This is a genomic window from Devosia oryziradicis (assembly GCF_016698645.1).
Lineage (GTDB): Bacteria > Pseudomonadota > Alphaproteobacteria > Rhizobiales > Devosiaceae > Devosia > Devosia oryziradicis.
The window spans coordinates 2,352,691-2,374,989 of sequence record NZ_CP068047.1; the positions used below are offsets into that span (position 1 = coordinate 2,352,691).

General features: G+C 61.8%; 24 protein-coding genes. 9 read left to right on the forward strand and 15 right to left on the reverse strand.

The window, feature by feature from the left end; all coding sequences use genetic code 11:
* The first annotated feature begins 64 nt into the window (after positions 1 to 64).
* Genes JI749_RS11805 through JI749_RS11840 form a run of 8 tightly spaced genes read left to right on the forward strand, consistent with a single transcriptional unit; the run spans position 65 to position 6,518 of the window.
* Entirely contained in the window at positions 65 to 343 is a 279-nt protein-coding gene (locus JI749_RS11805; RefSeq protein WP_201653939.1) for a DUF3572 family protein, read from the forward strand.
* 3 nt (positions 344 to 346) lie between these two features.
* Entirely contained in the window at positions 347 to 1,672 is a 1,326-nt protein-coding gene (locus tag JI749_RS11810; RefSeq protein ID WP_201653942.1) for a DNA polymerase IV, read from the forward strand.
* Complete coding sequence (locus JI749_RS11815; protein WP_201653945.1) at positions 1,669 to 2,127, forward strand: RidA family protein; 459 nt, start codon at positions 1,669 to 1,671, stop codon at positions 2,125 to 2,127. The genes JI749_RS11810 and JI749_RS11815 overlap by 4 nt, the downstream gene beginning before the upstream one ends.
* 58 nt (positions 2,128 to 2,185) lie before the next feature.
* Complete coding sequence (locus tag JI749_RS11820; protein WP_201653948.1) at positions 2,186 to 2,938, forward strand: glycerophosphodiester phosphodiesterase family protein; 753 nt, start codon at positions 2,186 to 2,188, stop codon at positions 2,936 to 2,938.
* 4 nt (positions 2,939 to 2,942) lie between these two features.
* A complete protein-coding gene (locus JI749_RS11825; protein ID WP_201653951.1) occupies positions 2,943 to 3,722 on the forward strand; it encodes an endo alpha-1,4 polygalactosaminidase in 780 nt (259 codons plus the stop codon).
* A gap of 17 nt (positions 3,723 to 3,739) precedes the next feature.
* Complete coding sequence (locus JI749_RS11830) at positions 3,740 to 4,918, forward strand: GNAT family N-acetyltransferase (RefSeq protein WP_201653954.1); 1,179 nt, start codon at positions 3,740 to 3,742, stop codon at positions 4,916 to 4,918.
* Between the two features lie 57 nt (positions 4,919 to 4,975).
* Complete coding sequence (locus tag JI749_RS11835; RefSeq protein ID WP_201653957.1) at positions 4,976 to 6,100, forward strand: hypothetical protein; 1,125 nt, start codon at positions 4,976 to 4,978, stop codon at positions 6,098 to 6,100.
* 1 nt (position 6,101) lies between these two features.
* A complete protein-coding gene (locus JI749_RS11840; protein ID WP_201653960.1) occupies positions 6,102 to 6,518 on the forward strand; it encodes an HIT family protein in 417 nt (138 codons plus the stop codon).
* A gap of 124 nt (positions 6,519 to 6,642) precedes the next feature.
* Here JI749_RS11840 and JI749_RS11845 read toward each other — a convergent pair whose 3' ends face one another.
* The 3 genes from JI749_RS11845 to proS are packed head-to-tail and all read right to left on the reverse strand — an operon-like array spanning position 6,643 to position 10,053.
* Positions 6,643 to 7,329: an ABC transporter ATP-binding protein gene (locus JI749_RS11845; RefSeq protein WP_201653963.1), complete on the reverse strand. Its 687-nt coding sequence runs from the start codon at positions 7,327 to 7,329 to the stop codon at positions 6,643 to 6,645.
* On the reverse strand, positions 7,322 to 8,707 hold the full coding sequence (locus tag JI749_RS11850) for an ABC transporter permease (protein WP_407644880.1): 1,386 nt from the start codon (positions 8,705 to 8,707) through the stop codon (positions 7,322 to 7,324). Before JI749_RS11850 ends, JI749_RS11845 begins: the two co-directional genes overlap by 8 nt.
* Positions 8,704 to 10,053, reverse strand: coding sequence for a proline--tRNA ligase (gene proS / locus JI749_RS11855; protein WP_201653966.1), 1,350 nt, complete (start codon positions 10,051 to 10,053; stop codon positions 8,704 to 8,706). The genes JI749_RS11850 and proS overlap by 4 nt, the downstream gene beginning before the upstream one ends.
* A gap of 328 nt (positions 10,054 to 10,381) precedes the next feature.
* Here proS and JI749_RS11860 point away from each other — a divergent pair, with 328 nt between their 5' ends.
* The gene (locus tag JI749_RS11860) at positions 10,382 to 10,708 is read left to right on the forward strand and encodes an MmcQ/YjbR family DNA-binding protein (RefSeq protein ID WP_201653970.1); all 327 of its coding nucleotides are present in this window, start codon (positions 10,382 to 10,384) and stop codon (positions 10,706 to 10,708) included.
* Here the strand turns inward: JI749_RS11860 and JI749_RS11865 are convergent.
* The 12 genes from JI749_RS11865 to nuoH form a co-directional block, all read right to left on the reverse strand.
* Positions 10,705 to 11,169 carry a hypothetical protein gene (locus JI749_RS11865; protein WP_201653973.1) on the reverse strand — a complete coding sequence of 155 codons (465 nt, stop codon included), beginning with the start codon at positions 11,167 to 11,169 and terminating at the stop codon, positions 10,705 to 10,707. The genes JI749_RS11860 and JI749_RS11865 overlap by 4 nt on opposite strands.
* Before the next feature lie 7 nt (positions 11,170 to 11,176).
* Positions 11,177 to 11,635 carry a hypothetical protein gene (locus JI749_RS11870; RefSeq protein WP_201653976.1) on the reverse strand — a complete coding sequence of 153 codons (459 nt, stop codon included), beginning with the start codon at positions 11,633 to 11,635 and terminating at the stop codon, positions 11,177 to 11,179.
* 65 nt (positions 11,636 to 11,700) lie between these two features.
* The gene (locus JI749_RS11875) at positions 11,701 to 11,949 is read right to left on the reverse strand and encodes a DUF1467 family protein (protein ID WP_201653979.1); all 249 of its coding nucleotides are present in this window, start codon (positions 11,947 to 11,949) and stop codon (positions 11,701 to 11,703) included.
* Between the two features lie 126 nt (positions 11,950 to 12,075).
* Complete coding sequence (locus JI749_RS11880) at positions 12,076 to 13,749, reverse strand: ribonuclease J (RefSeq protein ID WP_201653982.1); 1,674 nt, start codon at positions 13,747 to 13,749, stop codon at positions 12,076 to 12,078.
* 73 nt (positions 13,750 to 13,822) lie between these two features.
* Complete coding sequence (locus tag JI749_RS11885) at positions 13,823 to 14,650, reverse strand: biotin--[acetyl-CoA-carboxylase] ligase (RefSeq protein ID WP_201653985.1); 828 nt, start codon at positions 14,648 to 14,650, stop codon at positions 13,823 to 13,825.
* Positions 14,651 to 16,096, reverse strand: a complete 1,446-nt coding sequence (nuoN, locus tag JI749_RS11890) for an NADH-quinone oxidoreductase subunit NuoN (protein ID WP_201653988.1) — start codon at positions 16,094 to 16,096, stop codon at positions 14,651 to 14,653.
* Positions 16,097 to 16,107: 11 nt separating this feature from the next.
* Complete coding sequence (locus JI749_RS11895) at positions 16,108 to 17,700, reverse strand: NADH-quinone oxidoreductase subunit M (protein ID WP_201653993.1); 1,593 nt, start codon at positions 17,698 to 17,700, stop codon at positions 16,108 to 16,110.
* Positions 17,700 to 19,784, reverse strand: a complete 2,085-nt coding sequence (gene nuoL / locus JI749_RS11900) for an NADH-quinone oxidoreductase subunit L (protein WP_201653996.1) — start codon at positions 19,782 to 19,784, stop codon at positions 17,700 to 17,702. The genes JI749_RS11895 and nuoL overlap by 1 nt, the downstream gene beginning before the upstream one ends.
* A 9-nt stretch (positions 19,785 to 19,793) precedes the next feature.
* Positions 19,794 to 20,102, reverse strand: a complete 309-nt coding sequence (gene nuoK / locus JI749_RS11905) for an NADH-quinone oxidoreductase subunit NuoK (protein WP_201662778.1) — start codon at positions 20,100 to 20,102, stop codon at positions 19,794 to 19,796.
* Positions 20,103 to 20,117: 15 nt separating this feature from the next.
* Positions 20,118 to 20,726 (reverse strand): NADH-quinone oxidoreductase subunit J, encoded by a 609-nt coding sequence (locus tag JI749_RS11910; protein ID WP_201653999.1) that lies wholly within the window; start codon positions 20,724 to 20,726, stop codon positions 20,118 to 20,120.
* An 11-nt stretch (positions 20,727 to 20,737) separates the two neighbouring features.
* Positions 20,738 to 21,226 carry an NADH-quinone oxidoreductase subunit NuoI gene (gene nuoI, locus JI749_RS11915; RefSeq protein WP_201654002.1) on the reverse strand — a complete coding sequence of 163 codons (489 nt, stop codon included), beginning with the start codon at positions 21,224 to 21,226 and terminating at the stop codon, positions 20,738 to 20,740.
* Positions 21,226 to 22,263: an NADH-quinone oxidoreductase subunit NuoH gene (gene nuoH / locus JI749_RS11920; protein ID WP_233280933.1), complete on the reverse strand. Its 1,038-nt coding sequence runs from the start codon at positions 22,261 to 22,263 to the stop codon at positions 21,226 to 21,228. Before nuoH ends, nuoI begins: the two co-directional genes overlap by 1 nt.
* Between the last annotated feature and the right edge of the window lie 36 nt (positions 22,264 to 22,299).

Below are 22,299 nucleotides of genomic sequence, written 5' to 3' on the forward strand. Positions count from 1 at the left end.
CTTCGCTTTGCCGCCTGGTTCAGCTAACATTGAATCTGTTACAAAACACCAAATGAGGCCGGTGGTGCCGCGTTCCGAAAAAGCCGAGACTTCCGCCGCATCCCTGGCTGATGCCTGCCTTGGATATCTCGCCGAAAACCCCGATGAACTCCTGGCCTTCATGCAGTTTGCCGGTCTTGATCCAGACACGCTGCGCAGATCGGTGGGTTCGACTGGTTTCCAGCGCGGTCTCATCGACTATTTTGCCTCAAATGAACCGATTCTGCTCGCCCTCTGCGCAAATTCCGGCATGTCGCCGGAGCAATTCATGCGGGTCTGGCATCGGCTCAATCCATCGGGGTAGCGCGTGGCTCTGGACTGGCTCTGCCGCGACTGCCTGACGAGCGGCTCCAGCGCAAGCGCCCTTGCCCGCTGCCCCGGCTGCGGCTCGCCGCGTCTGCTCAGCCATGCCGAGCTGTTCCAGCTATCGACCGCCCATGTCGACTGCGACGCATTCTATGCTTCGGTGGAGAAGCGGGACGATCCCAGCCTGCGCGACAAGCCGCTTATCATCGGGGGCGGTACGCGCGGCGTAGTGTCGACCTGCTGCTACATCGCGCGTCAATCGGGTGTACGCTCGGCCATGCCGATGTTCCAGGCGCGGAAACTCTGTCCCGACGCCATCATCATCAAGCCCAACATGGCCAAGTATGTCGCGGTAAGCCGCCAGATTCGCCAACACATGGACGCGCTGACGCCGCTGGTTGAGCCGCTGTCGATCGACGAAGCCTTCCTTGACCTCGCAGGCACCCAGGCGCTGCACAAGGCCCCGCCAGCACTCGTTCTGGCCCGTTTCGCCAAGACCATCGAGACCGAACTGGGCGTCACCATTTCAGTCGGGCTCAGCCACAACAAGTTCCTGGCCAAGGTAGCGTCCGACCTGGACAAGCCACGCGGTTTTGCGATCATCGGCAAAGCCGAGACCTTATCGCTTCTCGCGCCCAAGCCCATCAGCCTGATTTATGGTGTTGGCAAGGTGTTTGCCGAAACGCTGCGCAAGGACGGCCTGATCACCATCGGCCAGTTGCAGGATGAGCCTCCGGAGAACCTCATGCGCCGCTATGGCGAGACCGGCGCCCGGCTCGCCCGGTTGGCTCGCGGCGAGGATAGCCGACGGATATCGTCTGACGGCGAAATGAAAACCATTTCCTCCGAGACCACATTCAACAATGATATCAGCGATCTCGATCAGCTTTCTACCGAGCTGCTTCATGTGACGGAGCGTCTTTCGGAGCGCCTGAAGGCAAAGAACGTCGTCGGCGACACGGTGACGCTTAAACTCAAATCCGCGGGTTTCCGCTTGCGCACACGCGCCCGGCATCTGATGATCCCAACGCAACTGGCCAATGTGATGTACGAAACCGGCCGCTCGCTACTGGAGCGTGAAGTGGATGGCACTGCTTTCAGGCTGATTGGAATCGGCGTTTCCGGTATCGATGAGGCAGATGGCAGTGATCCAGCCGACCTGCTGGAGCCGGCGATTGCCCGCAAGGCGGCGGCGGAGCGTGCCATGGACAGAGTGCGCAACCGCTTTGGCCGGGAGGCTGTAGTGCGGGGCAAGCTCTACCGACACAAGCCTGCCCCGGCGCCGGCTGAACCAGACGACGAACAACAAGAAGGCAAGAACAGATGACCAGCCCGATCGAAAAGCTCCGCGAACTCGGTTACGAACTGCCCGCAGCCAAGGCGCCGGTGGCCAACTACGTACCCGTTACCCGGACGGGCAACCTGCTCTATGTCTCCGGCCAGATTTCGAGCAATGAACACGGCGTGGTGACGGGACTGCTTGGCGACACCATGAACGTCGTGCAGGGTGCCAATGCCGCCGAGTTGGCCGCTCTCAACGTCCTGGCGCAAATCGTCCATATCGGTGGCGTGCCGCTCGAGGGTATCAAGCGCATCCTCAAGCTCACGGTCCTGGTGGCATCCACTCCCGAATTCACCGAACAGCATCTGGTGGCCAATGGCTGCTCAAACCTGCTGGTGGGCGTGCTGGGCGAGAATGGCAAGCATGCCCGCGCCGCCTTCGGCGTAGCGTCCCTGCCCTTCGGCGCCGCGGTTGAGATCGACGCGGTCGTCGAAGTCTAGCTGCACATCATCGTCACATTACGGTGCCATGAAGCACGTCCACGCCGACGAGGATTGCATGACCGATCCCCTGTTTCCCAATCTGATTGCCCATCGCGGACTGCATGATCGCGCCAATGGCGTCATCGAAAACAGCGCAAGCGCCTTTGAGGCTGCGATAGCCCAGGGCCACGCCATCGAATGCGACATTCAGCTCAGCAGCGATGGCGTACCTTTCGTATTCCACGACGATGATGGGGAGCGCCTCCTGGGCATGCCTGGTGCGATTTCCGACAGGCCCGCAAGTGAGCTCACCTCGACCCCGCTGCTGGGTAGTTCTGCCGGTGATTGTCCGCAGAAATTCACCGATTTCCTGGCCCAAATCCGCGGCCGCACGCTGTTGCAGATCGAACTCAAGCACCAGCGCGACACGGCGGGAACGCAGCTTCTGGCCCGGTCGGTAGCTGAGGCACTCAAGACTTATGAAGGCCCCGTGACGGTCGAATCGTTTGACCCGAACCTCCTGACGGCCATCAGACAATTCGGATTTGTCGGTCCGCGCGGCATCATTACCTACGACTATGCCGATGCCAGCGAGGACGTGCACCTCACCGAAGACCAGCGCTATACGCTGCGGCACCTGCTTCATTGGCATGAGACACGGTTCGACTTCATCTCCTGCGCCAAGGATGCGCTGGAGCTGCCCGCCATCGTATTCTGGCGCGCGCTGGGCAAGCCGGTTACCGCATGGACGATCCGCACCCAGGCCGAAGCTGACGCAGCCCGACGCCATGCCGACCAGATCGTTTTCGAAGGCTTTCAGCCTGCGTAGTCGCTTGGCCATCCTGCTGCTCGTGGTCCTGGCCGGAGGGCACGCCGCGGCGCATGATGTTCGTTTGCCTCACGCCGGCGGCCAGTACGATTCCCAGTTGGGCGGCGCCTACGAGCCGCCCCGGGGGACAATGATCGTCAGTCGGGATCGGTCTGAGGCGCCAGCCCCTGGGCTTTACAACATCTGTTGTGTGAATGCCTTCCAGACCCAGCCGCACGAGACAGCCTGGTGGGTGGCAAACCATCCCGATCTCCTGCTGCGGCAGGGTGCTGCCCTTTTCGAGGACCCCAACTGGCCTGGTGAAGTCCTGTTCGATACCGGTTCTGCCGACAAACGTGCGTCGCTGGCAGCGATAGTCGGCGAGTGGATCGCGCAATGCGCCGCTGATGGCTACGATGCGATAGAGGCAGATAACCTCGACACCTATTCCCGCTCGGACGGTGCCTTGTCCGTCGATGACAACCTGGCCTATGCCCGTTTGCTGATCGATCAGGCGCACGGTCTCGGACTGGCCTTCGCGCAAAAGAACAGTGGCGATCTGGGTACGCTTGGAAAGGCCGCAGGCTTTGATTTTGCCATCGTCGAATCCTGCCAGGCCTATGACGAGTGCGATCGCTATATGGACGTTTACGGTCGCTCGGTGCTGGCGATCGAATATACAGACACCGAGGCTGCGAACTTCGAAATGAGCTGCGCGGCCCGTGGGCGCCAAATCTCCGTGATCCGACGCGATCGCAATCTTACAATGCCGGGCGAACCATCCTATTTCTATCAGACCTGTTGACCCTCCCGGGACCCGCCTTGGCTGACCAGCCGACCCTTCGCGCCACCATTCACGCAACGACGGCCAGCATTCCTGCTGCCGTTTGGAATAGTCTTGCGCCGTCCACCGACGGGAGGGTCGACAACCCATTCCTGGATCACGCCTTCTTTGCAGCGCTCGAGGATTCCGGCTGTGCAACCAGGCGCACAGGCTGGCAACCTCAACACATCCTGCTCAGCGACGACAGCGGTCAACCGCTGGGCCTGATGCCGCTGTTTCTCAAGTCCCATTCGATGGGCGAATATGTCTTCGACCACGGCTGGGCCAATGCGCTGGAACGCGCCGGGGGAAGCTATTACCCCAAGCTGCAGTGCTCGGTGCCCTTCACCCCGGTTACGGCGCCCAAATTGCTGGTACCCTCGGGGGATCCGGCGATCAAGGCAGCGCTCCTGTCGACGGCGCGACAGCTGGCGATCCAGCGCAACGCCTCGTCGGTTCATGCCACTTTCCTGCCGTCCGATGAAGCCGAAGAGATCGAAGCAGATGGTTGGCTCAAGCGGTTTGATACGCAGTTCCACTGGCACAACGAAGGCTTTGCCACCTTCGACGACTTCCTCGAAACGCTCTCGTCGCGCAAGCGCAAGACCATCCGCCGCGAACGGCGCGATGCGCTGGCCGACGGCCTCACCGTCAAATGGCTTTCCGGGTTCGATCTGCGCGAGGAGCACTGGGACGCGTTCTACGCATTCTATGAGGATACTGGGGCGCGCAAGTGGGGCCGGCCCTACCTAAACCGCGAGTTTTTCTCACGGCTCCACACGACAATGCCCCACCGCATTGTACTGATGCTGGCCTATGATGGTCCCGAGGCGATAGCGGGTGCCATCAACTTCCTGGGCAAGGATCGCCTTTACGGCCGCAACTGGGGCTGCACGCGGGATGTTCCGTTTCTCCACTTCGAACTTTGCTATTACCAGGCGATCGATTATGCGATCGCCCACAAGATGGATGTGGTAGAGGCCGGAGCCCAGGGCGAGCACAAGCTGGCTCGCGGCTATGCGCCTGCTACCACCTATTCGGCACACTGGATTGCCCATCAGGGCCTGCGCGATGCTGTCGCCGATTTCCTCGAGCACGAACGGGACGCAGTCGAACGGAACCAGGAATTGCTCGAACAGTTCACGCCTTTCCGCAAGGGCGACCGCACGGACAGCTAGACGCCGGTAGCGCGATCGCTACTTCCAACGTCCCGCCATCCCCGCTAAGTAGAAAACATGATCTGGGACATTGCGATCTTCCTGCTGCAGGCCGCACTGGCCTTCGTCGCATCGACGGCGCTGTTCGATGCTCTCCATTGGGTGCTGCACAAATGGGAGGGCTCGAAGATCCCCCTGCTTCGGACGTTCTCGTCCTGGCATTGGGTGCATCACAAGTTCCTCGGGCTCGATATGCAGATCAACCCGGCCTATGCCCGGGCCAATATCTGGTTCCACATCCTGCCTGAATACCTCACCTCGATGGCCGGGACGCTCGTGTTCCTGCTGGTGTTTCCCTGGCCCCCAATCGCCGCCGTCGCCGCGATCCGCACCGTCATGCTGGTGATGACGCTGCGCGAGGAAGGCCTCGACTACAACCATATGTCAATGGACCGCGTCGGTGGGCAGCAGGGACTGCTGTGGGTGGACAACAACTACCACGCCATGCACCACGTCTATCCGCACAACTTCTTTTCGTCCTTCGCGAACGTGTTCGACTTGATCGCGGGTACCAGTTGCCAGATCGAGGGGCGGCGGTTCCTCGTGACCGGCGCTGGCGGCGCTTTTGGTTCGGCCATGGTGACGGCTCTCACGCGGTTGGGCGCCATCGTCGAAACCGCCAAGTCCGGTGTCGACTTCACTGCCGGAAACTATGATGCAATGAGGGAAAAACTGGCCCGCGCCGATGTGCTGGTGCTGGCGCACGGTGCCAAAACCGAGGACTGCTGGAACGCCAACAACGTCACATTCCGCGATCTCACCGAGCTTTTCACGGAGCTGGGCAAGGCCCGCCTGACTCCACCGGAGGTCTGGGCGCTAGGTTCCGAGGTCGAATTCCATGGCGACATGGGAATGGACGAGCTCAAAGCCTATTCTGCATCCAAGCGTGCTTATGCCCTCAGGGCGCGGGACTACTACCGTTCGGACGCGCTCATCTACCGGCATATCGTGCCGTCGTCTTTCACCTCCGCCATGGGCAAAGGTGCCATGAGTGCCAAGACCGCGGTCAACATGGCGCTGTTCTTTATCCGCCGCGGCTTTCGCTACGTGCCCGTCACGCTGACCGGGCTCGCCGTGCTGAACTATTTCCGCTTTCGTTTTTTCCAGAAGGGGCAGCCGGACATATCCCAGCCGGCTGAGTGACATGAGCTACGACTCGTCCAACATCTTCGGCAAAATCCTGCGTGGCGAAATCCCGGCGCACAAAGTTTACGAAGACGATACCGCGCTGGTGATGATGGACATCTTTCCGCAGTCGCGCGGTCACACGCTGGTCATTCCCAAGATGCCGTCGCGCAACCTGCTCGATGCCGACCCGCAGGTGCTCTCGGCCGTCATGCCGATCATGCAACGGGTTGCCCAGGCACTGAAGCGGGCTACGGGCGCCGATGGCATCAGACTGGCGCAGTTCAACGAGGCCGCTGCCGGGCAGACGGTGTTTCACCTGCATTTTCATCTGATCCCCGCCTATGACGGGGTGCCGCTCGCTGCCCATGCGGGCGGAAAGGCGGATGACGCAGAACTGGGGGCGCTAGCAAAGGCGATTGCGGCCGCTCTCTAGCGGTGATGTCGGCTGCCACGCATGGTGAGGGCCGCAACAATTGCCATCGTTCCAATGATCATCAACAGGGTCATCGCCGGTCTCCTTGAACAAGGAGAACCGCCGATGCGCCGGTTCGGTTCGATCACAAAGTGTGATCGACTACCAGTCCGCCCCTCAGCGTCACGATCCGGTCTGCCCGCCGCGCCAGATCGTGGTTGTGCGTGGCGATCAGTGCCGCGGCGCCCTCGTTCTTGATGAGGTTGGCCAGGGCACCGAACACCAGGTCACTGGTTTCCGGATCAAGATTGCCGGTCGGCTCGTCCGCAAGGATCACCTTGGGGTGATTGGCGGCGGCGCGAGCAATGGCAATGCGCTGCTGCTCACCGCCCGACAGTTCTGCCGGTCGATGGCTGGCGCGCGGGCCGACGCCCAGCAGGTCCAGCAGTTCCATTGATCGCTTGTCGGCCTCGGCGGGTGACTTTCCGGCGATCAGCTGTGGCATCGATACATTCTCGAGTGCCGTGAACTCGGGCAGCAGGTGGTGGAACTGATAGACGTATCCGACGGTGGAGCGGCGCAATTGCGTGCGGCCGCGATCGCCCAGCTTGCTGGTGGGTATACCCATGATGGCGACTTCGCCGCCCTGCGGACTCTCCAGCAGCCCTGAGAGGTGCAGCAGGGTCGACTTGCCGGCTCCAGATGGCGCGACCAGGGCAACCAGCTCGCCACTGCTGACGGAAAGGTTGGCTGCCTCGAGCACGCGGACAATGCTGTCGCCTTGCCCGTAGTGGCGGTGCACGTCGGTCAGAAGCAGATGCGGCTTACTCATAGCGCAGGGCCTCGACCGGATCGTATTGCGCAGCGCGCCAGGCCGGGTAGAGCGTCGCGAGGAAACTCAGGCCGAGCGCAAGGCAGATGACCACCGCGACCTCGACCGGATCGGTTTTGGATGGCAGCGACGACAAGAAGAAGATTTCCGGCGGGAAGATGGCCACGCCCAGCGTGTTGGACACGAAAGCGCGCAAGGTCTCCGCATTGGCCGCAACGATGAGACCAAGCACGACACCGCTCATCGTGCCGATCACCCCGATCGTGGTACCCGTAATGGAAAAAATCCGCATGATTGAACCGCGCGTGGCGCCCATCGTGCGCAGCACCGCGATATCGGAGCTCTTGTCCTTCACCAGCATGATCAAGCTGGAAATGATGTTGAATGCGGCGACCAGGATGATCATCGAAAGGATCGTGAACATCACGACGCGCTCAACCTGCAGTGCGGAGAAGAACGTCTCGTTGCGCTGCTGCCAGTCCGTCAGGATCAGCGGCCGCGCCGAAGCGTCGGCCTGCAAACGCTGGCGCATGACGGCAATGTTGTCGGGATCATCGATGAAGATTTCGGCGGCCGATGCCTGCCCGATGCGATCGTAATACTGCTCAAGCTCTTCGTTGCTGAGCGGCGGATCGAGAGGCCCTTGTTGTGGCAGTTGGACGCCAGGCTTCAGCACTTCCTTGGTCAGCTTGAAATAGTCCTGCGCCGGCTCCAGCGGCATGTACATGAAGAAGCTGTCGAACTCGACCATGCCAAGATCGAAGATGACGTTGACCGGATAGGACTTGATCTGCGGCGTCGAGCCGAAAGGTGTCATCGCACCATCGGGATTGATGATCTGCACCTGGTCACCCAGGTTCACGCCAAGCGTTTCGGCAAGACGGTAGCCGATGGCGACGCCCTTGCTCTCGTCCCACTGGTCCCAGCCTCCCTGCTCCGGGCTGTTGTAGAGCAGCTTGAGCTTCTTGAGGTTTTCCTCGTCCATGCCGCGCACGGTCACGCCGGTGGAACTGCCTCGCCCCGAGGCCAGCACCTGCCCTTCGACGAAGTAGACCGCAAAGCTCACCCCGTCGACCTGCTCGAGCGCCGCAACCGTTTCCTTGTAGTCGGTGAACTCCCGCTCGATCGGATAGGCAGTGAAATGGCCGTTGAGCCCGAGTATCTTTGTCAGCAGTTCGGCCCGGAAGCCATTCATCACCGACATCACCACGATCAGCGTCGCGACGCCGATGGCAACACCCACCATCGTGAGACTGGCGATGACTGAGATGAAGGCTTCCTTGCGGCGGGCACGCAGGTAGCGCCCGGCAATCATCCACTCAAAGCGCGAAAAGGCGCGCGTGCCCTTGTTCAGCAGAGGCGGCGCCGTATCGGTCAAATGTCGGTCTTTCGCTGCGGTTCGATGAGGCTCTTGAGGCGCGCGACCGCATCGGCGATCGGCAGCGTCTCGCGCTCGCCAGTCTTGCGGTGCTTGATCTCCGCTTCGCCTGCTGCAAGGCCCCGCGGCCCCAGAATGATCTGGTAGGGAATGCCGATCAGGTCCGCGGTCGTGAACTTGGCGCCGGCGCCCTGATCGCGGTCGTCGTAGAGCATGTCGACGCCTGCGGCCGTCAGCTCATCATAGAGCTTGTTGCAAGCCACATCGCAGGCGGCGTCGCCGGCCTTGAGATTGATCAGCACGGCTTCGAAAGGCGCCACCGAGACCGGCCAGACGATGCCCGCATCGTCGTGGAACGCCTCAATCAGCGCCGGAACCAGGCGCGTTGGGCCAATGCCGTAGGAACCCATATGCACGGTGATTTCCTTGCCGTCGGGACCGGTGACGGTCGCCTTCATGGGATCGGAATACTTGGTGCCAAAGTAGAAAATATGGCCGACTTCGATACCGCGTGCAGAAACACGATGTTCCTCGGGAACAGCCGCTTCGTACTCGGCCATATCGACCATTTCCTCGGTCGCGGCATAGAGCGACGTCCAATCATTGAAGATCGGATTGAGGTCGCCGCGGAAATCGGTATCGGCGCCCGGGATGGCCTTGTCGAGCAGGCGGCGGTCGCAGAACACCTGGCTCTCGCCGGTATCGGCCAGCACGATCCACTCGTGGCTGAGGTCGCCGCCGATAGGGCCGGTATCGGCGCGCATAGGAATGGCGGTCAGGCCCATGCGCGCGTAGGTGCGCAGATACGCCACGAACATGCGTTCATAGGCCGCCACTGCGGCTTCCTTGGACAGATCGAAGGAATAGGCGTCCTTCATCAGGAATTCTCTGGAGCGCATCGTGCCGAAGCGCGGGCGCACCTCGTCGCGGAACTTCCACTGGATATGGTAGAGGTTCAGCGGCAGGTCCTTGTAGGACTTCACGTAACTACGGAAGATGTCAGTGATCATCTCCTCGTTGGTCGGGCCATAGAGGAATTCGCGCTCATGGCGATCTTCGATGCGCAGCATCTCCTTGCCATAGGCGTCATAGCGGCCAGACTCGCGCCACAGGTCAGCCGACTGGATAGTCGGCATCAGCAGTTGGATGGCGCCGGAGCGGTTCTGCTCCTCCTCGATGATCTTCTGCACCTTCATCAGCACTTTGTAGCCGAGCGGCAGCCAGGAATAGAGACCGGAGGCCTGCTGGCGGATCATGCCGGCACGGAGCATAAGACGGTGCGAGACGATTTCGGCTTCCTTGGGGACGTCGCGCAGCACCGGCAAAAAGTAGCGAGACAGGCGCATGTGAAACTCCCGGAAACGTCCGTCGACTCAAGGCTTTTGTTGATGCCCACTCAAATCCTACTCGTCCATCTGATGCAAGCATGGAAGGCATGCAGAATCTGCGTGACAGGGCGAAAATCTGTTGTTAGGGTCCCTCGCAATAAAGCGAAGGCGGTTCAAAACCGCTGGACGTCGACAACGTCAAGGGAGGAGCGTTGGCAGCCGCTTAAGTAGCGCGCCTAAGACCAACGTATTGTCGAACAAACTCTTTTCAGCGGGGCCCTGTGCCCCGCTTTTTTGTTTCTGACAGTCAAGATAAGCTCCGACGGGCAGTTCAGGGGAGTTTTGGATGGCAGATGGCGCAGACCTCAGGCGCATGGTACTTGCCCTGCCTGACACAACCGAAGCACCGCACTTCGACCGCGCGGCCTTTCGCGCAGACCGCATCTTTGTCACGTTGGATGCCAGCGAAAGCACCGCCAACTTCAAGTTCACGCCGGACGAGCAGGAGTTCAAATGCCAGCTGGCGCCAGACTTGTTCGCGCCGGTGAACAATGCCTGGGGCAGGAGCGGATGGACGACGATGACCCTGGGACCGGCCAGCGAGGACGATTTGCGCGCCGCGCTCGAAATGGCGCATGCACATGCCGTGGGCAAGCCCAAGCGCAAGCGCTAGCCGCATACCTCCAGCATGCGAGCAAAGCTGTCATCGTCCTTTGCGCCGGCAAATTCCAGAATGCGTCCGGCAAACCGAACCGACACCCTGCCCTCGCTATGCTCGAGACTGTCCACCAATTCTGTCACGGCGGATAGGCGACTGAAGGTGGTGGCGCCTTGCACGCCGCCGGCATCGAACGACACCGCCGGGATATCGAAGCGCCTGCCATCAACCTCGACGACAACGATGACTTCCTCGTCGGCAGACGTCGCTTCCTGGATAACCTCGAGCATCAAGAGGACCATTCCCCTTGCCGAGCGTGTGCAGGAAAAGGACAAGGAGGCATCGCCAGTCACCGTCAGCATCGCACTTGAGTGCCCGGCGTAAATGCTGTCGGAACCATCGGTGACGTAGTCCCAGGCCAGCGCGCTTTGCGCGATGCCCGTGAGAATGGCCGCCGCGACGAAGCGCCTGAGCATACCGGTTCTAGCCGCAGGCATCGAGCATGGCTCCGAAGCCTTCGGACCGATCGGCCCCGGGATAGTGCCAAGTGCTCTCGTAGTAGCTCAGCGAAATTTCGTCAGCCTCGAGGTAGACCGATTGGGCTGCGTTCATGGCGGCTAGATCGACACCCGTCGTGGCAATCGTCAGTTTGCCATCCAGGCTCGTGGCACGGGCGCTGACGGGTCCAAAATGGCCCTCGCTGGTAGCAATCGATAACTCGACCGCCACAGGTCCGGCTGGCCCTGGTTCTGGCGTCAGAATTTGCAACTGGACGATACCCGGCATTGCCTGGGTGCAGAAGAACACAAGCTGCGTCCGGCCTTCGCGGTCACGCGTCCCGGTCCAGAACGTCTGGTCGCCGACCATGCCGAACTCCCAGGCCATCGCCGGCGCGGCCACACTCCATAAGGCGATTGCTGTCGCCGTCGCTGGTCTGATCATGCTGCCAACCTCCTGACCGAGGAGTGGCATAGGCAGTTGCGCGCTGCACCCCACGCTTAGGGGGGCTAGCGGTTCCAGTAGTGGTGCAGGGTCTCATTGGTGAGGCCCCACAGCAGCAGCGCCGTCAGGGCAATGGCGAGAACCGTGGCAAGGAGCACCTTGCGGACAAGTCGCGGTGCTACCGGCGCCCCGGGATCGGTGCCGGCGACGACCTCCCCCGCTTCGTGCTGGCTACGGTTGCCGATGGGCAGGACGGCCACGAAGGTGAGCCACCAGATAACGAAGAAGACGGCGATGATGGAGCCGATCTGCATGGGTATTCCTCGCGCTGCTCAAGGTTCTCATACGCCCGCAGCCACGCCCACGGAAGCCGGGATCGCCGTTTCCTATTGCCGCAGTCGCGTGCCGGCGCCGTGAAGCTACGCCGCACGCCGCTGATGCTAGACCCGGTGCACGAAAACCGAGACGTTGGGCTTGCGGCCCCAATAGGCATTCACCTCGTTGCGAATAGCCTTGAACAGTGCCGAGTTCAGGACCTCGGTATCACTGCGGCGCTTGGGCGGCATGGATTTGATGACGCCGGCAATGGTGTCTTCGACCAGCTCGCCCAGCGACTCGTCCTCAGTCTCAGGCAGCCCCTCGATCACGAGATCGGGACCAGACACGACCTGGCCTCCCCCATTGACGCAAAGGCTGACCACGACATGGCCGCCAAAGGACAGGCGGCGGCGCCCCTTCACCCCAGATTCTTCTGGAGTGCAGAGGACGAGGCCATCGAGATAGAGCTCGCCCGTGCGAACCTCTGCCGGGAAAGCCAGCGGTTCGGGGAACAGGCGCACCAGATCACCATTGCGCGCGTCAATGACATTGGGAACACCGGAATCCCGGCCAAGCTTGGCGTGGGCCTGCAGATGAGTTGCTTCGCCATGGACGGGCACCAGCACTTCGGGCTTCACCCACCCATAGAGCTTGCGCAGTTCATCGCGGCGGGGATGGCCTGTGACGTGCACCAGGCCGTCATTGGCGGTGATGACCTCGACGCCCTTGTCGATCAGCATGTTCTGGATGTCGATGACTTCGCGTTCGTTGCCCGGAATGGCCCAGGACGAGAAGATCATGCGGTCGCCGGCATTGAGATCGATCACCGGATGCTCGCCGCGGGCAATGCGGGCGATGGCGGCTCGAGCCTCACCTTGGCTGCCGGTGCAGATCAGCACGATCTTGTTGCGCGCAATGGTCTTATAGGCGTCCTGGTCGAGCAGCGGCGGCAGACCCTCGAGCATGCCGAGTTCCTTGGCGATGCCCATGATGCGGTGCAGCGAACGGCCGGACATCACCACCTGGCGGCCAGCTTTTTCCGCGGCGCGCACGATGGAGATGACCCGCCCGACATTGGACGCGAAGGTGGTGACCGCCACGCGATTGGGCGATTCTGCGATCATGGCCGCCAGATTGGCCGCAACTTCGGCCTCGCTCGGGCTTTCGCCGTCCTTTAGCGCGTTGGTGGAGTCGCAGATCAGAGCGAGCGGGGTCGAGGCGTCCTCGCCGATCTTCTGCAGGCGCGCCACATCGGTGGGCGCATTGCCGACAGGGGTGGGGTCGAGTTTCCAGTCGCCGGTGTGCAGCACCCGACCAATAGGCGTGGTGATCAGCAGCGCATTTGATTCCGGTATCGAGTGCGCGACGTTGATCGCCTCGATGGTGAAGGGGCCGACCTCGAATGGCTTGCCCGGGCGCATAATGGTGACGTCGACATTTTCGACGATGCCATCCCCTGCCCGCTTCGCGGCCAGCATGGCGGCCGTGAACGGCGTGCAGAAAACCGGCTTCTCGAAGCCCGGCCAGAGGTCGAGCACAGCGCCATAGTGATCTTCGTGGCTGTGGGTGAGGATCAGCGCCAGCACATCATCGGCGCGTTCCTCGAGAAATTCGGGGTTGGCCATGATGAGTTCGATGCCCGGCAGGTCGGGCCCGCCGAACGTGACGCCGCAATCGACCACGATCCACTTGCGCGAGCGTTCCGGCCCAAAGCCGTAGGCGCCCATATTCATGCCGATCTCGCCGACGCCGCCAAGCGGCACGAAGACGAGTTCATCCCGTTGGTTTTTGGCCATGGGTCAGTTCAGTCCTTTCAGGCGCAGCGCCGGAACGATCTTTGGTCGCCGGTCGTCTGCGCAGTCGTTGTGGTCAGCTTCGGGCGCTGGCCGTTGCCCCAAAATGCACGTCGCCCGCCGTGATTGCGATGCGGCGATTGTCATCGGCGCGAATGATCAAGCGCCCGTCGTCGTCGATGGTTTCAAAGATACCGCGCAATACATCGCCGTCCTGCTGCACGGCGACAGGTGCACCAATCCCCGCGGCGGAAGCGCGCCAGTGCGTGAGTACATCACCGATCCCGCGGCCGTCGTTCCACATGCCGAACGTATCTACCCAAGCGTCCGAGAGTGCGTCGAATACGTCTTCGGCGGTGCGAGACGCCCCCAATGCGGCGAGGCTGGTGGCCGGATAAGGCAGTCCTTCGGGCGCTGCAACTACATTGACCCCGATACCTATAGCGACGGCCTGTCGTCCATTGGGCAGTTTGCTGGCTTCCAGCAGGATGCCGGCGAGCTTGGCACCGTCGGCCAGCACGTCATTGGGCCATTTGAGCGCAATGCGCCCGCCACCCAGCCCATCAGCTCCATCGATGCCGATCTTGACCATGCCATCAGGCAGGATTGCTGAAAGCGCGCGATTGAGCGAAACGCCGGCCACAAAGCCCAGCGTTGCTGCCGAAGTGGGATCAGACTCGGGGATGATCAAGAGCGTCGCGGCAAGATTGCCGTGCGGATTGATCCACTGCCGCCCCCGCCGGCCCCTGCCCGCCGTCTGCTGGCGCGCCGCGAACCAGATGCCACCGGGGTCACCTGCTGTCGCGGCGGCGAGTGCCTCCGCATTGGTCGAACCGATGCTGTCATAGCCACGGAGCCGGTAGCCGGCTGCGCGTGCCTTGGGCCCGAGGGCGAAGTCCGTCACCTAGAACAGGCTTCCCGCGGCAGTGTGGGCGAAGGTGGCCAGGGGACTGCCGACGGTGAAGTAGTAGGTCACGACGAGGAAGCCGCTGACCGCCATGATGATGTTCAGTTCGGCCGGAACCGCCTCGAACGTGGCGACAGGCTCGTCGAAATACATGACCTTGACGATGCGCAGATAATAGAAGGCGCTCACCGCCGAGGCCAGTACGCCGATCACCGCCAGCACGTAGAGCTGGGCGTCGATGGCTGCGAGGAAGGCGTGCCACTTGGCAAAGAACCCGGCGAGCGGCGGCATGCCGATCAGCGAGAACATGATGATCGCCATGATGGCGGCCACGAACGGACGCGTCTGTGCGGCGCCGCGGAGATCGTCGATAGTCTCGACGAAGCCGGCTTCGGTGCGCAGCGACAGGATGCAGGCGAAGAGCCCTACTGTCATGGCGACATAGATCGCCATGTAGATGGCAACGCCTTCAACACCCACCTGCGTGCCCGACGACAGACCCACCAGGGCAAAGCCCACATGGCCGATCGACGAATAGGCAATGAGACGCTTGATCGACTTCTGGCCGATCGCGGCAAACGCTGCCAGCACCATCGAGGCGATAGAGAGGAAGATAACGATCTGCTGCCAGTCGTGGGCGATGCCCTGGAAGGTGTCCATGACCAGCCGCACCATCAGCGCCATGGCCGCAACCTTAGGGCCCATGGCGAAGAAGGCCGTCACCGGGGTCGGCGCACCTTCATAGACGTCGGGCGTCCACATGTGGAACGGCACGGCCGAGATCTTGAATGCGACGCCAGCCAGCAGGAACACCACGCCGAAGATCAGCCCGATCGAGCGGCCTTCATTGGCGATAGCGACGACAATTTCCTGTAGGTTGGTATGGCCGGTGAAGCCATAGATCAGCGAAGCGCCATAGAGCAGCATGCCCGAGCTCAGGGCACCGAGCACGAAGTACTTGAGGCCGGCTTCAGTCGCCTTGCCGTCGTCGCGCTTGATAGCGGCGAGGACGTAGAGCGACAAAGACTGGAGCTCTAGACCAACATAGAGGCTCATCAGGTCGTTGGCCGAAACCATGGCCATCATGCCAAGCGTCGCCAGCAGCACCAGGATCGCATATTCGAACTTGTGTGTGCCCTGCTCCTCGGCACGCGGCAATGCCAGCAGCAGCGAGAACGCCGAGCCGCCCAGCACTAACACCTTCATGAAGCGGGCGAAGCTGTCGGCGATGAAGACACCGTTGAACAGCACGCCTTCAGCCGGCGCGAACAGGATGATCGCCGCCACTACGAGCAGCAGCAGCACCGAGGCATAGGATACAAGGATCGAACGTTCCTTATTGATCACCACGCCGACGACCAGCAGCACCACGGCGCCAATGGCCAGAAGCATTTCCGGATAGGCGGGAGCCAGGCTCGCGAAATCGATAACGTCTGAGTTCACGGGGCTTACTCCTAGTGGGCTGCCGGCTCTGCGGCCGGCTCTTCAGCAGCGTGTTCGCCACCTTCGGCAGCAATAGGCTCGGCGTGAGCCAGCGGTGCCTGGGCCTCGGCCAGCGATATGGCCGGGTCGAGGCCGACCGAGGTCGCATAGTGGGTGACGAGATTGTCGACGGCAGCGGCCGTGGTGTCGAGGATCGGCGCCGGGTAGAAGCCGAAGACGATCGTCAGCACGATCAGCGGATAGAGAATGACCTTTTCGCGCAGGTCGAGATCAAGGATGCCCTTGAGGCTATCCTTCGTCAGTGCACCGAAGATCACCCGGCGATACAGCCAGAGAGCATAGCCGGCCGAGAAGATCACGCCGAACGCCGCGCCGAAGGCCACCCAGGTGTTGACCTGGAAGACGCCGATCATGGTCAGGAATTCGCCGACGAAACCCGACGTACCTGGCAGGCCGACATTCGCCATGGTGAAGACCATGAAGGCGAAGGCATAGCGCGGCATGCGCTCGACCAGGCCGCCATAGGCCGCAATATCGCGGGTGTGCATGCGGTCGTAGACCACGCCGACGCAAAGGAAGAGCGCGCCCGAGACGATGCCGTGGCTCAGCATCTGGAACATGGCGCCCTGGATGCCCAGCGCATTGCCGGCAAAGATGCCCATGGTCACAAAGCCCATGTGGGCGACCGACGAATAGGCGATCAGCTTCTTGATGTCGGTCTGCACCAGGGCGACCAGCGAAGTCACGATGATGGCTGCAACGGACAGGAAGAAGACGATGTTGGCGAACTGGGCCGAGGCGTCGGGGAACATGGGCAGGCTGAAGCGCAGGAAGCCGTAGCCGCCCAGCTTGAGCAGGATGGCGGCCAGGATCACCGAGCCGGCAGTCGGCGCCTGCACGTGCGCCTCCGGCAGCCAGCGATGGAACGGCCACATCGGCATCTTGACGGCCAGCGAGGCGAAGAACGCCCACCAGAGCCAGGGCTGCCAGGATGCCGGGAAGTCATGGGTCAGGAGCTTGGAAATGTCGGTCGTGCCGCCATTCCAGTACATGGCCATGATCGCCAGCAACATCAGCACCGAGCCGATGAAGGTGTAGAAGAAGAACTTGTAGCTGGCCTGGATGCGGGCGGAGCCGCCCCAGATGCCGATGATCAGGAACATCGGCAGCAGCGTGCCTTCGAAGAAGACATAGAACATGGCCAGATCGAGCGTGGTGAACACGCCGATCATCAGCGTTTCCAGGATCAGGAATACGATCATGTATTCCTTGACCTTGGTCTCGACGCTTTCCCAGCTCGCCAGGATGGCGAAGGGCATGAGCAGCGCGGTCAGCACGACGAACAGCACCGAGATGCCGTCGACGCCAACGCGGTAGCCGATGGTGTCGCCGATCCAGGCATTGTTGACCACGAACTGGAAGCCCGGATTGGCCGGGTCGAAGCTCTGCCACAGGGCCAGCGATAGCACGAAAATGATGACCGTGACGATCAGTGCAATCCAGCGGATGGCGCCGAGCGACGATTTGGGCGTGAACAGCAGCACCGCCGCGCCCAACATGGGCAGCCAGGTGAGGACTGTGAGGATGGAGTTTTCGAAGGTCATCAGATCAGTCCCCCGGCCGCGATGGCCCAGGTCAGCAGTGCCGCCACGCCGATCAGCATGGCGAAAGCGTAGTGGTAGACATAGCCCGACTGGAGCTTGGTGACCCAGGAGGTCACGTTCTGCACCCGGCGGCCGAGGCCTTCGGTGAGCTTGTCGTCGATCAGCCAATCATCGAAGCCCTTCCAGAAGGCGCGACCGATCCATAGAGCCGGCCTGACGAAGATCGTGTTGTAGAGCTCGTCGAAGTACCACTTGTTGAGCAGGAACTGGTAGAGGCCCGGGTTCTGGGCGGCCAGCTTGCCCGGCAGGTCGGGGCGACGGATATACATGATGTAGGCGGTGACGAAGCCGATGATCATGGCGAAGGTCGCGCTCCACTTGACCCAGAGCGGGACGTGGTGGGCGGCTTCGATGATCTCGTGATCGACGACGAGCGCACCGGCGAAGAAGTGCTCGATATGTTCCACGTCGTGGAAGAACATCCCGTAGAACACCGCACCAGCCAGCACAGCGCCTACGGCCAGCACATAGAGCGGCACCAGCATGACGTTGGGTGCTTCATGGGCGTGGTCATAAGCCGAGCCGTGGTGGTCGTCGCCATGATCATCATGAGCGTGGTCGTCGTGACCATGCGCGGCATGGTCGTCATGGCCGTGCGCGTCGTGCCCAGCCGGGCGCGGCGCGCCATGGAAGGTCAGGTGGATCAGGCGCCACGAGTAGAAGCTGGTGAACAGCGCAGCAACAACGAGCAGCCAGAAGGCAAAAGTGCCTGCATTGCCGCCGACGGCATAGGCAGCCTCGATGATGGAATCCTTGGAGAAGAAGCCGGCAAAGCCCAACCATTCGGTGCCTGGAATACCGACGCCGGTCAGCGCCAGGGTGCCGATCAGCATCATGGCATAGGTCACCGGGATCTTGTGGCGCAAGCCGCCCATGTTCTGCATGTCCTGCTCATGGTGCATGGCGTGGATAACCGCGCCGGCGCCCAGGAACAGCAGCGCCTTGAAGAAGGCGTGGGTGAAGAGGTGGAACACGCCGGCCGAATAGGCCCCTGCCCCGAGCGCCACGAACATGTAGCCGAGCTGCGAACAGGTTGAGTAAGCAATGACGCGCTTGATGTCGTTCTGCACCAGGCCAACCGTCGCCGCGAAGAAGGCAGTGATGGCGCCGATGACCAGCACGACGGTCAGGGCGAAGGGCGAGGTTTCGAACAGCGGCGACAGGCGCGCCACCATGAAGACACCCGCGGTCACCATGGTTGCGGCATGGATGAGCGCCGACACCGGGGTCGGGCCTTCCATGGCGTCCGGCAACCAGGTGTGGAGCAGGAACTGTGCCGACTTACCCATGGCACCCATGAACAGCAGCAGGCAGATCACAGTCATCGCATCGAGCTGCCAGCCGAGGAACTGCATGATCGGCAGGCCCGTGGTGGCAAGCTCACCGGCGGTATGGAAAGCCCCGTCGAAATCGGCATGGCCGAGCACGAAGAAGGCGCCGAAAATGCCGAGGGCAAAGCCGAAGTCACCGACGCGGTTGACGATGAAGGCCTTCATTGCAGCAGCGGTTGCCGAAGGACGCGTGTACCAGAAGCCGATGAGCAGATAGGAGGCCAGGCCCACGCCTTCCCAGCCGAAGAACATCTGCAGGAAGTTGTCGGCCGTCACTAGCATCAGCATGGCGAAGGTGAAGAGCGACAGGTAGGCGAAGAAGCGATTGCGATGCGGATCGTCGGCCATGTAGCCGATGGAATAAGTGTGAACCAGCGCCGACACGGTATTGACCACAACCAGCATGATGGCCGTCAGCGTATCGATGCGCAGGATCCAGCGCAGGTCCATGTCGCCGACCTGGATCCAACGCATGACCTCGACCTTGACGACGGCCGTATGGCCGTCGGTCACGGCTCCCGCCAGACCGCCACCAAAGGCGACGGGCAGGAAGACGACCCAGCTCAGCACCGCCGAAATGATCAGCAGGCCGGTGGTGATATACTCGCTCGGCCGATGACCGATCGTGCGGCCAAGGAGCCCCGCGATCAGCGCGCCGATGAGGGGCAGGAAAACAATCGCCTGATAGATCATAGCGGTGGCTTAGCCCTTCATGCTGCTGATGTCCTCAACCGCGATGGAGCCGCGGTTGCGGTAGAAAATGACGAGGATGGCAAGGCCGATGGCAGCCTCGGCGGCAGCCACGGTGAGGATCAGCAGCGCGAAAACCTGCCCCTGCAGGTCATTGAGCTGCGCGCTGAAGGCCACCATGTTGAGGTTGACGGCCAACAGGATCAGTTCGACCGACATCAGGATGACGATGACGTTCTTGCGGTTGATGAAGATGCCGAACACGCCGAGCGTGAACAGGATTGCTGCTACGGTCAGGTAGTGACCGAGCCCGATACCCAAGCCCATGTTTGCCTCCTACAACCCTTGACCGCTCTTGACTTTGACGACTTGCAGCGTTTCCGAAGCCCGGCGAGCGACCTGATCGATCGGGTTCTGGCGCTTGACGTTGCTCTTGTGACGCAGGGTCAGCACGATGGCGCCGATCATGGCGACCAGCAGCACGGCACCCGCACCCTGGAACAGGAAAATGTAGCGCGTATAGAGCACCAGCCCGATGGCGGTCATGTTGTCGACGGCACCATCGATCGGCAGCGCCGACCCACCGGCCGCCTCGGGCGAAATGACGAAGCTACCGGCCAGCAGCAGCAGTTCGAGCAGCAGCACGATGCCGACGATCACGCCGACCGGCGCATACTGGAGGAAGCCGGACCGCAACGAGGTGAAGTCCACGTCGAGCATCATGACCACGAACAGGAAGAGCACGGCAACCGCGCCCACATAGACGACGATCAGCAGCAGGGCCAGGAACTCGGCACCGGCCAGCATGAACAGGCCCGAGGCATTGAAGAACGCCAGGATCAGGAACAGCACGGCATGCACGGGATTGCGCGCCGAAATGACCATCACGGCCGACAGGATGGCGACTGCCGAGAACAGGTAGAAGAAGAATAGTGGAAGGGTCATGCTCTTCCCTCTCAGCGATACGGCGCGTCGGCGCTGAGGTTGTGGGCGATTTCGCGCTCCCAACGGTCGCCATTGGCGAGGAGCTTTTCCTTAGAGAAGTAGAGCTCTTCACGCGTTTCGGTTGCAAATTCGAAGTTCGGGCCTTCGACGATGGCGTCGACCGGGCATGCCTCCTGGCAGAAGCCGCAATAGATGCACTTCACCATGTCGATGTCGTAGCGCACCGTACGGCGTGTGCCGTCGTTCTGGCGCGGACCGGCCTCGATCGTGATGGCCTGGGCCGGGCAGATGGCCTCGCAGAGCTTGCAGGCAATGCAGCGCTCTTCGCCATTGGGATAGCGGCGCAGGGCATGCTCACCGCGGAAGCGCGGCGAAACATGGCCCTTTTCGAAAGGGTAGTTGATGGTCGGCCGCGGCGAGAAGAAGTAGCGCATGGTCAGGCCGAAGGCCTTTACCAACTCGGTGAGCAGCAGCGTATTGACGAATTGGGTGGCGCGCATCAGGCCATCCCTCCATGCCAGCCCCAGCCGGTCAGCTGGAGGACGAAAGCAACAATGACGACCATGGCGAGCGACAGCGGCAGGAACAGCTTCCAGCCGATGCGCATGAGTTGGTCATAGCGGTAGCGCGGCACGATGGCCTTGGCCATGGCGAACAGGAAGAACACCATGCTCACCTTGATGAAGAACCAGACCAGGCCCGGAATCCAGGTGAACGGCGGCAGGTCGATCGGCGAAGCCCAGCCACCCAGGAACAGGATGGTGGTCATGGCGCACATCAGCAGGATCGAGATGTACTCGCCCAGCATGAACAGCAGGTATGGCGTGGCCGAATATTCGGTCATGAAGCCGGCCACCAGCTCGGATTCGCCTTCGACCAGGTCAAACGGCGGGCGGTTCGTCTCAGCTAGGGCCGAGATGTAGAACACCACGAACATCGGGAACAGCGGCAGCCAGAACCAGTTGAGGAACGACAGCCACGGCACGCCGAGTGTATGGGCCAGGCCCATTTCCTGCTGCGCGAGGACGATGTCCTGCAGGTTCAGCGAACCCACACAGAGCAGCACGGTGATGATTACGAGGCCGATCGAGACTTCGTAGGACACCATCTGCGCGGCCGAACGGAGCGAGCCGAGGAACGGATACTTCGAATTCGACGCCCAGCCGCCGATGATGACGCCATAAACGCCGAGCGAGGAGATGGCGAGGAGGTAGAGGATGCCGAGGTTGACATTGCCGATGGCGAGGCCCGCATCGACCGGGATCACGGCCCAGCCGGCCAAGGCCAGCGTTGCGGTGATCAAAGGCGCCAGGAGGAACAGCACCTTGTCGGCGCCGCCCGGAATGACGGCTTCCTTGAGCGCAAACTTCAGCAGGTCGGCAAAGCTCTGCAGCAGGCCGAAGGGACCCACCACGTTGGGGCCGCGGCGCAGCTGCACGGCAGCCCAGATCTTGCGGTCAGCCAGCAGGATGAAGGCGGTGAAGATCAGGAGGCCAACCAGCAGCAGCAGCGCCTTGTAGATCAGGCCCACATGCATGCCCCAGCCAAGGACCGGGATGCCGAGCAGGTAGTC

Excerpts from the sequence above, each read along its gene's own strand:
- JI749_RS11815 (WP_201653945.1), top strand. The coding sequence starts at position 1,669 with ATGACCAGCCCGATCGAAAAGCTCCGCGAACTCGGTTACGAACTGCCC.
- JI749_RS11820 (WP_201653948.1), top strand. The coding sequence starts at position 2,186 with ATGACCGATCCCCTGTTTCCCAATCTGATTGCCCATCGCGGACTGCAT.
- JI749_RS11835 (WP_201653957.1), top strand. The coding sequence starts at position 4,976 with ATGATCTGGGACATTGCGATCTTCCTGCTGCAGGCCGCACTGGCCTTC.
- JI749_RS11840 (WP_201653960.1), top strand. The coding sequence starts at position 6,102 with ATGAGCTACGACTCGTCCAACATCTTCGGCAAAATCCTGCGTGGCGAA.
- JI749_RS11845 (WP_201653963.1), bottom strand. The coding sequence starts at position 7,329 with ATGAGTAAGCCGCATCTGCTTCTGACCGACGTGCACCGCCACTACGGG.
- proS (WP_201653966.1), bottom strand. The coding sequence starts at position 10,053 with ATGCGCCTGTCTCGCTACTTTTTGCCGGTGCTGCGCGACGTCCCCAAG.
- JI749_RS11860 (WP_201653970.1), top strand. The coding sequence starts at position 10,382 with ATGGCAGATGGCGCAGACCTCAGGCGCATGGTACTTGCCCTGCCTGAC.
- JI749_RS11865 (WP_201653973.1), bottom strand. The coding sequence starts at position 11,169 with ATGCTCAGGCGCTTCGTCGCGGCGGCCATTCTCACGGGCATCGCGCAA.
- JI749_RS11870 (WP_201653976.1), bottom strand. The coding sequence starts at position 11,635 with ATGATCAGACCAGCGACGGCGACAGCAATCGCCTTATGGAGTGTGGCC.
- JI749_RS11875 (WP_201653979.1), bottom strand. The coding sequence starts at position 11,949 with ATGCAGATCGGCTCCATCATCGCCGTCTTCTTCGTTATCTGGTGGCTC.
- JI749_RS11880 (WP_201653982.1), bottom strand. The coding sequence starts at position 13,749 with ATGGCCAAAAACCAACGGGATGAACTCGTCTTCGTGCCGCTTGGCGGC.
- JI749_RS11895 (WP_201653993.1), bottom strand. The coding sequence starts at position 17,700 with ATGACCTTCGAAAACTCCATCCTCACAGTCCTCACCTGGCTGCCCATG.
- nuoL (WP_201653996.1), bottom strand. The coding sequence starts at position 19,784 with ATGATCTATCAGGCGATTGTTTTCCTGCCCCTCATCGGCGCGCTGATC.
- JI749_RS11910 (WP_201653999.1), bottom strand. The coding sequence starts at position 20,726 with ATGACCCTTCCACTATTCTTCTTCTACCTGTTCTCGGCAGTCGCCATC.
- nuoI (WP_201654002.1), bottom strand. The coding sequence starts at position 21,226 with ATGCGCGCCACCCAATTCGTCAATACGCTGCTGCTCACCGAGTTGGTA.
- nuoH (WP_233280933.1), bottom strand. The coding sequence starts at position 22,263 with ATGCATGTGGGCCTGATCTACAAGGCGCTGCTGCTGCTGGTTGGCCTC.